Raw genomic sequence first — 15,686 nt, forward strand, 5'->3', positions numbered from 1 at the left:
CCTGGCTCTTCGCGGCGGTAATAACAACTTGACTAACTTGAGCACAACAGGAGCACGCGAATGACAGCCTCGGACCTCCCCGGCGAATCGATCGATCTGCAGATCGCCGATCTTCTTGGCGAAGTCGAATTCCCGACCAACAAGGATGCGCTCGTCGACGCGGCGCGCGAAGCCGGCGCGAGCAACGAGGTGCTGGCGATGCTCGATGGCATGCCGGAGCAGGATTATGTCGACATTGAGTCGGTCACGCGGTTGATCGGCGGCAATTATGGTCCCGGCTTGGGAATCTAGACGCGCCGCGCGCCACCACACACGTTAGAACCCCGACGCCGCGATCCGCGTGCGCGGCACACGCGTCAGACGGCGCGTCGTGCCGCGGCTTTCGAGCGCGTGGTCGGCCATGTCAGGCGCAGTCAGATCATCGGACCCGGTCACCTCCGCCACCGCCCGCACCTGCGCCTCGCCGCGAGAATCCTGCACCAACCTGCTGCCCGGCTGGAAATGCTCGACCAGATGGTCGATAAACGTGCGCACCTTCGCCGGCAGATGCAGCCGGCTCGGATACGCAATCGTGATTTCGATGGGCGGCAGACTGTAGTCGTCGAGCAGGCGCACGAGCCGCCCCGCCGTCAGATCCCGGCCGATCAGGTAGCTCGGCAGGATCGCCACGCCCATGCCCAGCAGCGCGAACTGCCGCAGCATCTCGGCATTGTTGGCCGCGATCGCGTTGGTCGGCCGCACCCGCACCTCACCATCCGGACCCATGAACGCGCGTTCCTCGCCGCCGCCCTGCTCGGCCGGCCGGCTCAGGCACGAATGCCGCGACAGATCCTCGGGGCGCACTGGCGTGCCGTGTTGCGCCAGATAGTCGGGCGTCGCGCAGACCGTCATATAGCCCGTCGTCAGCCGCCGGGTGACGATGCTCGCGCCGCGCATAGGCCGCGCAACCAGAATGCCGACGTCGAAACCCTCTTCGACGAGATCGACGTGGCGGTCGGCGAGCGTGACATCGGGCACGACGTCCGGGTAGCGCGCCGCGTACGACTGCACGACCGGCGCGAGACTATGCAGTCCGAACACGACCGGCGCAACGATACGCAGGGTGCCGACCGGCTCGTGATTGCGCGCCACCACCATCTGCTCGACGCCTTCGAGGTCGGCGAGGATGTGGCGTACGCGCTCCAGGTAGGTCGCGCCGGATTCGGTCAGCGACAGACGCCGTGTCGTACGGTTCAGCAGCCGCGTACCGAGCCGCGCTTCGAGATCCGCGACGTGCCGCGTGACGACCGCCGTGGACAGGTCCAGCGCGCCCGCCGCGCCGACGAAACTACCGAGGTCGGCCACCTTGACGAACACGCGCATCGACTGCAGTTGATTCATGGGACGACTCCTGCCTCGGTAAAGCCGGGCCGGCGCATCCGTTGGCGCCTGTGTCGACCCGCGCGGCATGGGCGCGCGCGGGCTTGCCCTATGCAACCGATTCTATCGAGCCGACATGTCCCAACCCTGACCCAGACATGACATTCCGGTCAGGTTCGACGCGGCGTGTCCATCGCGCCACGATCAAGGCGTCTACTGCGGATTTTGACTAGGTATAAACCCTAGTCTACTGGTACCATAGCGGCCAAAGGAAATGACCGCTACACCGCCATGCCACATCGTTTTCATCTGCTGGAAAAAATCGCGTTTTCGCTGGTTTGCTGGTCGGCCGCCGCAAGTTCGGCCTATATCGGTTACGAGCGCTGCCCGGATATGAAGGCCGCGCTGCACGCCGGGGAGAAGTTCCTCAGCTACAGCAGCCAATACGCGTTCGCTTGCGCGGCGCCCGCCGCCGCGGCCTGCGCGCAACTTCCGATCGACTGATTTTTCTGGTTTTCGCCGAATTTGACGCGCGATCCGCCAAGGTCGCGCGTTTGCGCATCCAGGCTTAACGCCAACTCTCACGCATCGCGCCCGAACACCACGCGCGAGAAAAACCCCGCCAGCACCATTTCGGCCATCTCCGTCGGCACATTCTGAGGATCGACCGCGTAGAAGAATTGCACGCCGTCGCACAGGCCTATCAGACCGATTGCGAGCTGCTCGGGCGGCATCGACATCGGCGTGCCCACGCGCTCCGAGAACTCGCGCACATAGGCGCTCAATTGCTCGAGCTTCTCGTGCATGAACGCGTTAAAGCGCGGCCGGAAGCGCCCGTCGCGCACCGCGAGCAGCTTTGCCTCGACCCACAGCAGAAAACACTTGTTCTCGCGATGCAGCGAGCTGTAATAGCGCAGCACGCGCGCCTCCATTTCCTCGCGCGACGCCGCATTTTCAAAGATTGCGTGCAGGCCCGCCTGCATTGCTTCGTGATCGCGCCCCAACAGCTCCAGAAACAGCTCGGTCTTGCTGCGGAAGTTCGAATAGAACGCACCGCGCGTATAGCCGGCAGCCGCCGCGATGTCCTCGACGCTCGCCGCGACAAAGCCTTTCTTCATGAAAGTGGCCTGCGCAGCATCGAGCAGGCGCTCCCGCGTCTGGTCCTTGCTCTGCTCTCTCGTTAGTCTTTGCCGTTTCATGGCCGCCAGTCTAGCATCGAAAAGAATTCGAATTCACGTAGACATTCAAATACAGGAGTGTATTAGAATGCGCTTCATCATTCAAAGCCATATCTGTATGCCAATTGCATGACACGGTGTGCAGGTCTTCGCTGGCGGGCCGCGCGGCTTGCCGTGTTCGTTCGCTGTCTCCAGTTGGGGTAATTGTGAAGCGTCCCGGTTCTCCCGCATCGTCTGCGATGCGCCAGCAGTCTCCTCCATCCCCCCACCGCGGTTTCTCCAGACAAACGTGCGCGCTGGCGCTGGCAGGCGCGCTCGCGCTCGCGGCCTGCTCGAAGAAGGAAGCCGCGGCGCCCGCGCCGCGCCCGGTGGTCGCGCTCGCCATGCATGCGGACGGCTATGCGCTGCAGGCAGCGTCGCTGCCCGGTGAAGTGCAGGCGCGCTACTCGACGCCGCTGTCGTTTCGCGTCGCGGGCAAGATCATCGAGCGGCGCGTGCGGCTCGGCGACACCGTGAAGAGCGGCGAAGTCGTCGCGCTGCTCGACCCGGCCGATGCGCAGAAAAACGCCGCCGCCACGCAGGCGCAACTCGACGCCGCGCAGCACACCCTCGTCTATGCGCAACAGCAGCTCGAACGCGACAAGGCGCAAGCCAAAGAGAACCTGATCGCGCCGGCGCAGCTCGAACAGACCACCAACGCGTACGCATCCGCGCTCGCGCAGCGCGATCAGGCGCAGCAGCAGGCGGCGCTCGCGAACAACCAGTTGCAGTACACGACGCTCGTCGCCGGTCATGCGGGCGTCATCACGGCCGAACAGGCAGACACGGGCCAGAACGTGTCGGCGGGTCAGGCCGTCTACAACCTCGCATGGAGCGGCGACGTCGACGTGCTGTGCGACGTGCCCGAAAGCGCCCTCGCGGCGTTCGCGGTTGGCCAGAACGCGAGCGTCACGCTCTCGGCCCTGGCAGGTCGCAAGTTCAACGCGCGCGTGCGCGAGCTGTCGCCGGCCGCCGATCCGCAAAGCCGCACGTGGCGCGCGCGTCTGACGCTGATCGATGCCGGCGCCGAGGTGCGTCTCGGCATGACCGCCGACGTCACGCCAGCCGTGCCGCTCGCTCAGGCGGCCGCGCAGCGCGGCATGTTCACGCTGCCGGTCACCGCGCTGTTCCACGAGGGGCGCGAGCCGGCCGTTTGGGTCGTGCGAGCCGCGGACAATACGCTCGAGCTGCGTCGCGTGACGGTCACGCGCTACTACGAGCGCACCTTCATCGTGAGCGATGGCCTGAAAGATGGTGAAAGTGTCGTGCTGCAAGGCGTGCACACGGTGAGCGCCGGCCAGAAAGTCCGCGTGATCGCGCCGCTGCATCCCGAGGACTTCGCTTCATGAGCACAGCGCACGACGAAGGACGCTTCAACCTGTCCGCGTGGGCGCTGCGTCATCAGGCGCTGGTGGTCTTTCTGATCGCGCTCGCCACCGCGTTCGGCATCCTCGCGTACACACGGCTCGCGCAGTCCGAAGACCCGCCCTTCACGTTCCGCGTGATGGTGATCCGTACGTTCTGGCCAGGCGCCACCGCGCGCCAGGTGCAGGATCAACTGACCGACCGCATCGGCCGCAAGCTGCAGGAAACGCCGTATATCGACTTCGTGCGCAGCTACTCGCGCCCCGGCGAATCGCTGATCTTCTTTACGATGAAGGACTCGGCGCCAGTGAGCCAGGTGCCCGAGACGTGGTACCAGGTGCGCAAGAAAGTCGGCGATATCGCGTCGACCTTGCCGCCGGGCATCCAGGGCCCGTTCTTCAACGACGAATTCGGCGACGTCTACACGAACATCTACACGCTCGAAGGCGACGGCTTTTCCGCCGCGCAACTGCACGATTACGCGGACCAGCTGCGCACGGTGCTGCTGCGGGTGCCGGGCGTCGGCAAGGTCGATTACTTCGGCGACCCCGATCAGCACATCTTCATCGAGATCGCGAACACGCAGTTGACGCGCCTCGGCATCTCGCCGCAGCAGCTCGGCCAGGCGATCAACGCGCAGAACACGATCGCGCCCGCGGGTACGCTGACCACCAAGGACGACCGCGTGTTCGTGCGTCCGAGCGGCCAGTTCAACGACGTCAACGCGCTCGCCGACATGCTGATCCGCATCAACAACCGCACGTTCCGTCTCGGCGACATCGCGACGATCAGGCGCGGCTACGACGACCCGGTCGTCACGCAGATGCGCTTCGGCGGCAAGCCGGTGCTCGGCATCGGCGTGACGATGCAGCCGGGCGGCGACGTGATCCGCCTTGGCCGCGCGCTCGATCAGCAGATGACCCAACTGCGCGCCGCACTGCCCGTCGGTTTGAATCTCGTGGAAGTATCGAGCATGCCGCACGCGGTCGCGCGCTCGGTCAACGACTTCCTCGAAGCGGTCGCCGAAGCCGTTGCGATCGTGCTGATCGTGAGCCTCGTCTCGCTAGGCGTGCGCACGGGGATGGTCGTCGTGATCTCGATTCCGGTGGTGCTCGCGGTCACCGCACTGTGCATGTACCTGTTCGACATCGGTCTGCACAAGGTGTCGCTCGGCACACTCGTGCTCGCGCTCGGCCTGCTCGTCGACGATGCGATCATCGCGGTCGAAATGATGTCTGTGAAACTAGAGCAAGGCTGGAGCCGCGCGCGCGCCGCAGCCTTCGCGTACACGAGTACCGCGTTTCCGATGCTGACGGGCACCCTCGTGACCGTGTCGGGCTTCCTGCCGATCGCGCTTGCGAAATCGAGCACCGGCGAGTACACGCGCTCGATCTTCGAGGTGTCCGCGATCGCGCTGATCGCGTCGTGGTTCGCGGCGGTCGTGCTGATTCCGCTGCTCGGCTATCACATGCTGCCGGAGCGCAAACGCCACGCGCATGAGCCCGACGACCACGAGCACGACATCTACGACACGCGCTTTTACACGCGTCTGCGCGGCTGGATCGGCTGGTGCATCGAGCGGCGCTTCGTCGTGCTCGCGATCACCGTGCTGCTGTTCGTGATCGCGATGGCCGGCTTCTCGCTGGTGCCGCAGCAGTTCTTCCCGAGCTCGGACCGGCCGGAATTGCTGGTGGACGTGCGGCTGCCCGAAGGCGCGTCGTTCGACGCCACGTTGCGTCAGGCCCAACGCCTCGAAAAAGCGCTGCAGGGCCGCCCCGAGATCGATCACACGGTCAGTTTCGTCGGCACGGGCGCGCCGCGCTTCTATCTGCCGCTCGATCAGCAATTGCAGCAGCCGAACTTCGCGCAGTTCGTGATCACCGCGAAGTCGGTCAAGGATCGCGAGAAGCTCGCGCAGTGGCTCGAACCGGAGTTATTCAACAACTTCCCGGCGATCCGCACGCGCCTGTCGCGCCTCGAGAACGGGCCGCCGGTCGGCTATCCGGTGCAGTTCCGCGTGAGCGGCGACGACATCGCGACCGTGCGCTCGATCGCCGAACGGGTGGCCGCGACGATGCGCGCGAATCGCGGCACGCGCAACGTGCAGTTCGACTGGGACGAACCCGCCGAGCGCTCGGCGCGCTTCGAGATCGACCAGAAACGCGCGCGCGAGCTCGGCGTGACTTCCGAAGACATCTCCAGCTTCCTCGCCTTGACGATGTCCGGGTACACCGTCACGCAGTATCGCGAGCGCGACAAACTGATCAGCGTGGATCTGCGCGCGCCGCGCGCGGAACGCGTCGACCCGTCGCAGCTGACCGCGCTCGCGATGCCGACGCCGAATGGCCCGGTGCCGCTCGGCACGCTCGGGCATCTGCGCAACGACCTCGAATACGGGGTGATCTGGGAGCGCGACCGTCAGCCGACCATCACCGTACAGTCAGACGTCATGGCCGGCGCGCAAGGCATCGACGTCACCCATGCGGTGGACCGCGTGCTCGGCCCGATCCGCGCGTCGCTGCCGGTCGGCTACCGGATCGAGATCGGCGGCTCGGTCGAGGAAAGCGGCAAGGGCCAGACATCGATCTACGCGCAGTTGCCGATCATGGTGATCGCCGTGCTCACGCTGCTGATGATCCAGCTGCAGAGCTTCGCGCGCGTGCTGATGGTCGTGCTGACCGCGCCGCTAGGCCTGATCGGCGTCGTGCTCACCTTGCTGCTGTTCGGCAAGCCATTCGGCTTTGTCGCGATGCTCGGCGTGATCGCGATGTTCGGCATCATCATGCGCAACTCGGTGATTCTCGTCGATCAGATCGAGCAGGACATCGCGTCGGGGCAGAAGCGTTTCGATGCGATCGTCGGCGCGACCGTGCGGCGGTTCCGGCCGATCACGCTGACCGCCGCAGCCGCCGTGCTCGCGCTGATCCCGCTGTTGCGCTCGAACTTCTTCGGGCCGATGGCGACCGCGCTGATGGGCGGCATCACGAGCGCGACGATCCTGACGCTGTTCTATCTACCCGCGTTGTACGCCGCGTCGTTCCGCGTGCGCACCGACGAGCGCGAGCCGCCCGCGCCGACCGGTTCCGGCGCCCCGTACACGGGTAACTGAGCATGAGTACGAGCATGACTATTTCTGCCCTCTCTCAACGCGCACGCTTCGACGCGCTGGTCCGTACCACGATTGCCGCGAGCATCGCGAGCCTCACCTGTATGCTCACGGCCTGCTCGTTCGGGCCAAACGGTGACGCGCCCGCGATGCCGCAGCCCGCGCACTACGGCGCCGAGGCGCTGCCGACGCAAACCGTGCCCGCGCAAGGCGTCACGCAGCAGTTCGTGAGCGGCGCGCAGCCGGTGCCCGAATGGTGGAAGCTATACCGCTCGGATGCGCTGAACGCGCTCGTCGACGAAGGCCTGCGCAATAGTCCGACGCTCGCCGCAACTGACCGCAGTCTCGCCGCCGCGCGCGAGCAACTGCGCGCGCAGATCGGCAGCTCGCTGCTGCCGACCATCGACGCCGGCGGCCAGGTCACCCGCAATCGCGCGCTCGCGATTCCCGAGATCGGACCCAACACGTTTCTGTACAACGTGTTCGTCGGCCAACTGCAGGCGCACTACACGTTCGATCTGTTCGGCGCCTCGCGTCTCGCGAACGCGGCGCTCGCCGCGCGCGTGAACGTGCAGGTCTACCAGCTCGATGCGGCACGACGCGCGCTTGCCGCGAACATCGTGACCGCGACGATCACGAGTGCCGCGCTGCACGCGCAGATCGACACGACCGAGCGGCTCGTGACCCTCGCCAACGATCAGGCGCGCGATACCGGGCGACGCTTTGAGCTCGGCGCGGTATCGCATGCCGATCTGCTGAACGCGCAGCAAAGCGCGGCGAGCGTGGCGGCGAGTCTGCCGGCGCTGAGGCAACAGTGGCTGACGACGCGTCACGCGCTCGCGGTGCTGCTCGGCCGCACGCCCGATGCCGCGCCGGATGACATCGATCTCGCACAACTGCATGTACCCGAGCAGGTGCCGGTCGTCGTGCCGTCGGAGCTGCTGCGCACGCGGCCCGATATTCAGGCAGCCGACGCCGCGCTGAAGGCCGCCTCGGCCGATGTCGGCGCCGCGACCGCGCAGATGTTCCCGAGCCTGTCGCTGTCCGCGTCGATGGGACAAGGCGGCTTTAGCTGGCCGGTCGCGGTGTCGGGTGCGGGGGCGATCTGGAGCATCGGCGCGGCGCTGTCGCAACCGCTGTTTCATGGCGGCGCGCTCGTCGCGCAGCGCCGCGCGGCGCAGCACACGTACGAGGCGAGCGTGTCGCAATACAAGCAGACCGTGCTGGCCGCGTTCCAGAATGTCGCCGATACGCTCGCCTCGCTCGAGCACGACGCACAGTCGCTCGATGCCGCGAACGTCGCCGCGCGCTCGGCGCAAGGTGTGTTCAACGAGACATCGGCACGCTATCGGCTGGGGGCGCTGCCCGTCGCGTCGACGCGTTCGAGCGAGCAGCAATGGCGCAATGCGCAGCTCGACGAGATCCGCTATACGAGCGCGCGGCTGACCGATACGGCCGCGCTGTTTCAGGCGATGGGGAATCCGCCGGTCGATCAGGGCGGTGCGCCGGGCGCTTCGGGGGCGGCTATTTCTGCTCCCGCTTCTGCTTCTGCTTCTGCTTCTGAGTCTGTCGGTACAACGAACACAACCGCATCCAATTAAGACGGAACCCTATCAGTTCGGCCCCACCATCAAGCACGACAAGACCTGACGCTCGGGCAACGGAGAATTGCTCCAGTCGGCCAGGCCTCTCTTCTGGAATTCTTCCACGGATCGATAGCCACTTACGTTCCAGTTATAACCGCTCGCGTGTTCAATCTCCACGACCTCGAAGCGGCATTGACTGCTGCGCTTCTTAAGGCGAAAAACAATTCGTCTGTGCTTACCGCCAAAATTCTGTTCGAGCACCTCGTATTGCACTGGCTTGCAAACACTGAACGCCGAATTCCATTCGATGGTTCTGGGGCGTACTACAAGCGATCCCGAACACGCTCGGCCTGTTCCATCAAACTTGCCTGAAAATGGTTTGTCCGCCGCGGCTGCGCTGATAACGAAGCTTCCGACGAGGAGCGGAAGTATTCCCTTCATTGCGTACATGAGGGTCCGCACGACCTCGAGCGTGTTCAGTGAAGAGCGAGTACCTGCGCTGCCCGCCTCAAGAAACGATAGATCGCCGGCTAACATGGCCTGTGCCACTGCCACCAAACGGCGGCGCGTCAAGGTTTCATTCTCATTCATGTCACACCGTCATTCATTTCGCATATGGACAAAGACATGAGTGTGTCGCCGTTCTGTTTGAAGTCGTTGCCCGGATAGGCACCGATCAAATAAACACTCCACGACAGGTTGTCCTGTACATGGGCGACGGCCCAATCGCGCATCCAACCAAACCTGGGATTCCGTATGGAATGCGGCGCACTTATCCCCAGTTCGTGTTGATGAGCCTGTTGAAAACTATCTGAAAAACGGGCTAACGCATTGAGCGCGCGAGGATTTGTCGATGAGGCGCGAAATCGCACAGCGGGTGCCGCGAGACGGCTTTGTCTATCGCGCAAGCACCTGGGATGCCTCAACGTTATCCCCAGTTTGTGTTGACAGACTTGTTGATAACCCTGGGGCGAAGCGCCTAAGTGCTTGAAGCGAATCGCTTTGCCTTGCGCGTTCCGCGGGGAAGCAATTTCGGAGCAACCGAGTCAACGAAAGGTCGGTTCATGCGCCGGCAGAACAAATATGCGTGGCCGTTCGTCAAGTGTGCCTGCCCGTGGCAGCCTCGATTTCGGCGGTATCCCACCGACCTCGGCGCGTTGCTTCGAGCAGCATGCCAAGGGTCAATGGGACCAGCGGCTCGCGCCTGAGCCGATTCGAGAACAGCCCGAGGAATGACGATAGCAACGCTTGCCCCTCCGGGCTGAAGTATCGGCGGAACGGGAAACCAGCGACGTCGACGTGAAACTCCTTCGCCCAGTTCTCGATGAACTCCGCACCGTCCTGTCCCGTCACACCGAGATCCTGCTCCAGGCGGGTCTCAGGCTTCAGCTCCAACTGCCCGCCAAACAATGGCCGACCCAGTTCTTCACGGGCAAACGCTTCAAACTTCACCCAAGTATCATCGCTCATCCCAACACCCGATCCGCCGGTTGAACGAGTCTGTTATAAGCCGTGATCGATCGGCGCAGAATCTGGAATGCCTCGGCCGCCATGAATACCTCGCCGACGATCGGAATAGTGCGACCGACCCAAGCGCCCAGGTTTCGAGTGAATGCAATTTTCATCCCCCGCAGACCGACACCCGTAATCATCGGCAAGCGCATCGCCACGCGATTCGGCAAAACGCGCCGTGACACCATTGATGCGACGGAGGTTCCTTTAGTCGCCCCGGCGACCTTGCCCGATACCGGGACGTCTGCCTGACCAAGCAATATCGCCGCCACGCCCGCCAGATCCGTCAATCCAAGCTCCTTGCGCGCCTCCTCCAGAGTGACATAGAAGAAAAGTTCAGGGGGAGTCAGGCCCGTGTGTATCCCGTATGTGTAACGATTGTTGCCCATTCTTCTTCCTGTTATGAACCAAGCGCGACGCTTTGCGGGCTCTTGCGCGGTAGACCGTTAAATAGCCTGCCAAATTAACAGGCAACGGGAGGACAAGGAATGGGCGACGGATGATTTTCAGACACCGATGAATTCGCGCACGCAGCGCGCAAAGAAGAATCTGGTCAGGAATCCGACCTGGAGGGTTCAACCCGTGCGCGGCCTGCCGAAGCCAACCGCGCACGCATTGTCAAAGACATCAAGGCTTGTTCGACTCGAAGAGATCCATGATCTGCTTCTTCTCGGTCGTCGACACGCTCGGCGGCGGCACGACCGGCGGCGTCATGCCGGCCGGCCCGACACCGCCGAGCGCGTCGGTCGCGCCGGCCATCGGATTGCCCGAATCGAGACCGATGCTCGCGACGAAGCCTTGCCCCGGCAGCTTGTCGCTGAAGAACAGCTCACCGTCCATCACCGTCACGCCGTCGGGTTGCTGCGGCTCGGCCTGCGGCACGCCGCGCAGCGCGCGCTGCATGTACTCGACCCAGATCGGCAGCGCGAGCTGCGCGCCGAATTCGCGGCTGCCGAGGCTCTTCGGCTGGTCGTAGCCCATCCACGCGACCGCCACCAGCGACTGCTGATAGCCCGCGAACCAGCCGTCCTTCGCGTCATTGGTCGTGCCGGTCTTGCCGTGCAGGTCCGAGCGATGCAGCACGTTGGTGCCCGCCCCCGTACCTGCGGTCGCGACCGAATGCAGCAGGCTGTTCATGATGTACGCGTTACGCGGCTCGAGCGTGCGCGGCGCGTCGCGCCCGGCGACGAGCGGCTGCGCGCGCGAGATCGCCACGCCACGCGCGTCGGTCACTTCGTTGATCAGATACGGATTGATCCGGTAGCCGCCGTTCGCGAACACCGAGTACGCGCCCGCCGATTGCAACGGCGTGACGAGGCCCGCGCCCAGCGCCATCGGCAGATACGGCGGAGTCTTGTCGGCGTCGAAGCCAAAGCGCTGCGTGACGAAGTCCTGCGCGTATTTGGTGCCGATGAACGAAAGGATGCGGATCGACACGAGGTTCTTCGACTTCTGCAGCGCGAGGCGCATCGACATCGGACCGTCGGGCTGGTCGTCATCCTTCGGCTCCCATGCGTCGCCTCCCGGTGTGCTCGGCGGGAAGTACAGCGGCGCGTCGTTGATGATCGTCGCCGGGCCGAGTCCCTTTTCGAGCGACGCCGAGTAAATGAACGGCTTGAAGCTCGAACCCGGCTGCCGCCACGCCTGCGTCACATGGTTGAACTTGTTCTTGTTGAAGTCGAAGCCGCCGATCAGCGCGCGAATCGCGCCGTCCTGCGGCGTCAGCGAGACCAGCGCGCCTTCGACCTGCGGCAACTGCGTGATCTGCCAGTTGCCCTTGTCGTCGGCGACGAGGCGCACGATCGAGCCCGGCCTGATGCGCAGCGTCGCGTTCGCGCGCGGGCTCAACGCCGCGGCGACGAACCGCAGGCCGTCGCCCGATACCGTCACCTGCGTGCCGTCGACCAGTTGCGCGACCACCTGTTTCGCGCTCGCGTCCGTCACTACACCGGCGATGATCTCGCCGTTGTCGGGGTGATCGGTCAGCGCGTCGTCGATCGCCTGATCGCGGTCGTCGCCCGCCTCGGGCAGCTGCACGAAGCCTTCCGGTCCGCGATAGCCGTGGCGCCGCTCGTAGTCCATCACGCCTTTGCGCACGGCGCGATATGCCGCGTCCTGATCGGCGGAGTCGATCGTCGTGGTCACGTTCAGGCCGCGCGTATAGGTTTCGTCCTTGTACTGGGCGTACATCATCTGCCGCACCATTTCGGCGACGTACTCGGCGTGCACGCTGTACTCGTTGCCCGGATTCTTCGTGTGAATTTCTTCCTTCACAGCCTGGTCGTACTGCTGCTGCGTGATGTAGTTCAGCTCGAGCATGCGTCGCAGGATGTACTCCTGACGGATCTTCGCGCGCTTCGGATTGACGACCGGGTTATACGCGGACGGAGCCTTCGGCAGACCCGCGAGCATCGCAGCCTCCGCCAGCGTGATGTCCTTCAGGTCCTTGCCGAAGTACACGCGCGCGGCCGCCGCGAAGCCGTACGCGCGCTCGCCCAGATAGATCTGGTTCATGTACAGCTCGAGAATCTGGTCCTTCGTCAGCGCGCGCTCGATCTTGTAGGCGAGCAGCATCTCGTAGACCTTGCGCGTGTAGGTTTTCTCGCTGGAGAGGAAGAAGTTGCGCGCGACCTGCATCGTGATCGTGCTCGCGCCCTGCGACGCGCCGCCGTGCGCGAGGTCGGCGAAACCGGCGCGCAGAATGCCGACGAAGTCGACGCCGCCGTGTTCGTAAAAGCGGTAGTCCTCGATCGCGAGCACCGCTTTTTTCATCTGGTCGGGAATGTCCTGGAAGCGCACGAGGCTGCGCCGCTCCTCGCCGAACTCACCGATCAGGACGTGATCCGCGGTATAGACGCGCAGCGGCACTTTCGGGCGATAGTCGGTCAACGCGTCGAGCGACGGCAATTGCGGCCCCATCACGACGAGTGCATAGCCGAGGATCAGCGCGCCGACCACGACAAGGGTCGCGATCAGGCCGAAGAACCACAGCACGAGCGACGCACCGATCGAGCGACGGCCGCGCCCGGCGTCGCGCGAAGCGGCGTTGCGTGGAGGCGTGCCTTGGTGGGAGTCCCGGTCTTCACCGGCCGGAGAGTTCGAGGAATGCGGTCGTTTGATGATTGGCATGACTGGAATAATGGGCCCGCAACGGAGCGCCTGTCTGCACGCGCGCGGCGCGCGCATGGGTCGTGTTCGACATCCTGGCCGGGACGTACGCCGCCCTGCGGACCTTGCCCCCGGCCGGCCGCACGGCACGCCTCGGACCATGTCCGGCGCAACGTAACAGCGCATTTTAAAAGAAATCGGCAGCGGTCCAACGCAGTTTTTTTGTAAGAATTCCCTTCGCGGACCGCCTTTTTCTAGTCAGTGCCTGTAATTTCGGGCAGCGCGCGGTGCAGCTTGGGCGCGATACGCGGCTTATGCGGGGTTATCAACATTTTCTGTTGAAAGGGCTGTGGACAAACCGCCCGCAAACACTACAACTCATTGATGTCACGGGATTTTCGCGCTGCGCTTGTTCCGTGACGGCGCAACTCGTCATATGATGAACCCCGCGCGCCCGAGCAGGTCGATGCGCGCGACGGCGACCCCATCGGCGGGTTCCAGCGGCAGCTCCAATGACGGGTTCCGACACCGCATCCGGAGGCACGCGCCGACCCGCCCATGCCAACAATACTGCGAGTCGATCATGTCCAAGCCCAGCGAGCGGATCGTCGTATTCGTCACGACCGCGCAGAAACGTGCGATTACCGCGACCGCGGAGGATCTGGGCATCAGCGTCAGTGAACTGATGCGGCGCGCGGTGCTGAGCTTCGGCGCGACCAGCGAGCAGGTCAAGGCCGCGAGTATCGTCGACCGGCTGCGCGCGCCGCGCGCGCCCGATGCGCTTAACGCGGCTCTGCAGCGTGTCGCGCGCGGTACGCGCTATGCGCGGGCTGCCCTGCCGATGTCGTTGCAAGCGCACGAGACGGATGGTGCCGCTGCGTCTGGCGACGCCGCTGCGGCCAACGGGGCTGCCGGCGCGGCAGATGCCGTGGATTCGCCCCCGCCGCTGCTTCCCGCGGGCGTCGCCGCCGCGCTCGCGGCAGAGCAGGACGAACAGGCAGTGGCCACCGCCGAAGCCGTCGCGCGTCTCACGGCAGCACGCGGCGCCGAAATCGCAGAAAGCGCCGAAACAGCCGCAATCGAGACTGCAGCGCCTAAACGGAAGCGGCTGCGGCTGCGCAACTCACTGAAGCGCCGCCGCGTCGACAAGTCCACCGACGACGACGAACCCGACAGCGACCCGAGCACCGAAAGCAGCCGCTTCGCGTAACGGAAAGCATGACGGAAAATTACCGTGCGTCGAGCCGCAATCAACGCCTTTGAGCGAGCGGGCCCGGGCACGCAACGAGCCTCCCGGTTGCAGATCGTTACATCAGTGACACGCGCATGAACCGCCATTAGACAACGCCCGCCCCCTCGCGCAGACAGCGGCTTTTCCTGCCCCGCGCGAGCCCTCGGACGGCCGTATCGTTTAAGCCATCTTTAAGACCGCCGATGGTGTAATATCCGCCGTCAAGTCCATACCCCTCGTGGCTTTCCATCATCCGGGCCAGCACCAACCCGACATTGCGCCCCAACAAAAACGCGCTGCCCTATTGCAATTGGCAACTGCGCCCCGAACTCCGGTCCGAACGTTGCGCATCGCGCGCGGCGGCGTAAAGTAGCAGTAGCAGCTAAAGGCAGTCAGGCGCGCACGCATCGTCGGCGCCGCTTACATTCTCTGGAGGTTTTCATGTCGCTTTTTGACAGCATTTCGCGCACCGTCAAAGGTCTTCTGAACGATGCGGCCGACTCGGTGCAGGATCCGTCGCGCGACTCGCGCCAGATCGTGCGCGAACTCGACGACAGCATCGGCAAGGCCGAGAACTCGCTGATCGAGATTCAGGCGCAGGTTGCCACTCAGCAAAGCAAGCGCGATGTTGCCGCGGACAAGGCGAAGAAGTATGAAGACGGCGCCCGCCGCGCGCTGCAGTCCGGCGACGAAGCGCTCGCGCGTGAAGCGCTCGGCGCGCAAGCCACGGCCGAAGCCGAACGCGATGCGCTGACGAAAGAACTGACTTCGCTGGAGCCGTCGGTCGCGCAGCTGAAGAGCCAGATCGAGGACATGCGTTCGCGCCGCAACGACCTGAACGCGCGCTCGAATATCCTGCAGGCCAAGCAGGAGATCGCGCAGGCGAAGGATGTCGCGGCCACGGCACTCGGCGGCATCGGCGGCAAGAACCTGTCCGAGGATTTCCAGAAGCTCGAAGACAAGGTCGCGCTGTCGAACGCGCGTTCGGACGCACGTCTGAACTCCGCCGACGAGAAAAGCGGCAAGGCGCTCGACGACAAGCTCGCCGAGCTGAATCGCGGCCCGTCGGTCGACGACCGGCTCGAAGCCCTGAAAAAGCAGCTCAACACGCCGGCGCAGTAAATGCCGGGGGCGCGTGCCTCGCGGTACGCACAGCAACGGTAAATGCAGTAGTAGTACATGCCGGTACGCTCGCTCCTGAA

Annotated in this window: 13 protein-coding genes; 7 read left to right on the forward strand and 6 right to left on the reverse strand. The window is 64.5% G+C overall.

From position 1 onward, the window contains the following. The first annotated feature begins 60 nt into the window (after positions 1–60). On the forward strand, positions 61–291 hold the full coding sequence (locus L0U81_RS08755) for a DUF2795 domain-containing protein (protein WP_233801789.1): 231 nt from the start codon (positions 61–63) through the stop codon (positions 289–291). A gap of 24 nt (positions 292–315) precedes the next feature. Here the strand turns inward: L0U81_RS08755 and L0U81_RS08760 are convergent, their stop codons facing one another. Next, complete coding sequence (locus tag L0U81_RS08760; RefSeq protein ID WP_233801790.1) at positions 316–1,380, reverse strand: LysR family transcriptional regulator; 1,065 nt, start codon at positions 1,378–1,380, stop codon at positions 316–318. A gap of 270 nt (positions 1,381–1,650) precedes the next feature. On the opposite strand from L0U81_RS08760, the gene L0U81_RS08765 reads away from it, so the two are divergent. Next, positions 1,651–1,863, forward strand: coding sequence for a hypothetical protein (locus L0U81_RS08765; RefSeq protein WP_233801791.1), 213 nt, complete (start codon positions 1,651–1,653; stop codon positions 1,861–1,863). A gap of 77 nt (positions 1,864–1,940) precedes the next feature. Here L0U81_RS08765 and L0U81_RS08770 read toward each other — a convergent pair whose 3' ends face one another. Continuing rightward, complete coding sequence (locus tag L0U81_RS08770; RefSeq protein ID WP_233801792.1) at positions 1,941–2,558, reverse strand: TetR/AcrR family transcriptional regulator; 618 nt, start codon at positions 2,556–2,558, stop codon at positions 1,941–1,943. Positions 2,559–2,776: 218 nt separating this feature from the next. On the opposite strand from L0U81_RS08770, the gene L0U81_RS08775 reads away from it, so the two are divergent. Genes L0U81_RS08775 through L0U81_RS08785 form a run of 3 tightly spaced genes read left to right on the forward strand, consistent with a single transcriptional unit; the run spans position 2,777 to position 8,648 of the window. Next, on the forward strand, positions 2,777–3,925 hold the full coding sequence (locus L0U81_RS08775) for an efflux RND transporter periplasmic adaptor subunit (protein WP_233801794.1): 1,149 nt from the start codon (positions 2,777–2,779) through the stop codon (positions 3,923–3,925). Next, positions 3,922–7,050, forward strand: coding sequence for an efflux RND transporter permease subunit (locus tag L0U81_RS08780; protein WP_233801796.1), 3,129 nt, complete (start codon positions 3,922–3,924; stop codon positions 7,048–7,050). Before L0U81_RS08775 ends, L0U81_RS08780 begins: the two co-directional genes overlap by 4 nt. 14 nt (positions 7,051–7,064) lie before the next feature. Next, positions 7,065–8,648 (forward strand): efflux transporter outer membrane subunit, encoded by a 1,584-nt coding sequence (locus L0U81_RS08785; RefSeq protein WP_233801798.1) that lies wholly within the window; start codon positions 7,065–7,067, stop codon positions 8,646–8,648. Positions 8,649–8,660: 12 nt separating this feature from the next. Here the strand turns inward: L0U81_RS08785 and L0U81_RS08790 are convergent, their stop codons facing one another. The 4 genes from L0U81_RS08790 to L0U81_RS08805 form a co-directional block, all read right to left on the reverse strand. Beyond that, complete coding sequence (locus L0U81_RS08790) at positions 8,661–9,224, reverse strand: hypothetical protein (protein WP_233801800.1); 564 nt, start codon at positions 9,222–9,224, stop codon at positions 8,661–8,663. Positions 9,225–9,731: 507 nt separating this feature from the next. Next, entirely contained in the window at positions 9,732–10,103 is a 372-nt protein-coding gene (locus tag L0U81_RS08795) for a DUF1493 family protein (RefSeq protein ID WP_233801802.1), read from the reverse strand. Continuing rightward, complete coding sequence (locus L0U81_RS08800) at positions 10,100–10,534, reverse strand: STM2901 family protein (RefSeq protein WP_233801804.1); 435 nt, start codon at positions 10,532–10,534, stop codon at positions 10,100–10,102. Before L0U81_RS08800 ends, L0U81_RS08795 begins: the two co-directional genes overlap by 4 nt. A 238-nt stretch (positions 10,535–10,772) precedes the next feature. Further along, positions 10,773–13,274 carry a penicillin-binding protein 1A gene (locus L0U81_RS08805; RefSeq protein WP_233801806.1) on the reverse strand — a complete coding sequence of 834 codons (2,502 nt, stop codon included), beginning with the start codon at positions 13,272–13,274 and terminating at the stop codon, positions 10,773–10,775. 562 nt (positions 13,275–13,836) lie between these two features. On the opposite strand from L0U81_RS08805, the gene L0U81_RS08810 reads away from it, so the two are divergent. Then, positions 13,837–14,463, forward strand: coding sequence for a hypothetical protein (locus L0U81_RS08810; RefSeq protein ID WP_233804271.1), 627 nt, complete (start codon positions 13,837–13,839; stop codon positions 14,461–14,463). Positions 14,464–14,925: 462 nt separating this feature from the next. Beyond that, positions 14,926–15,606 (forward strand): PspA/IM30 family protein, encoded by a 681-nt coding sequence (locus L0U81_RS08815; RefSeq protein WP_233801808.1) that lies wholly within the window; start codon positions 14,926–14,928, stop codon positions 15,604–15,606. Positions 15,607–15,686 lie beyond the last annotated feature (80 nt).

Origin of the sequence: Paraburkholderia sp. HP33-1 (genome assembly GCF_021390595.1) — a bacterium.
GTDB lineage: Bacteria > Pseudomonadota > Gammaproteobacteria > Burkholderiales > Burkholderiaceae > Paraburkholderia.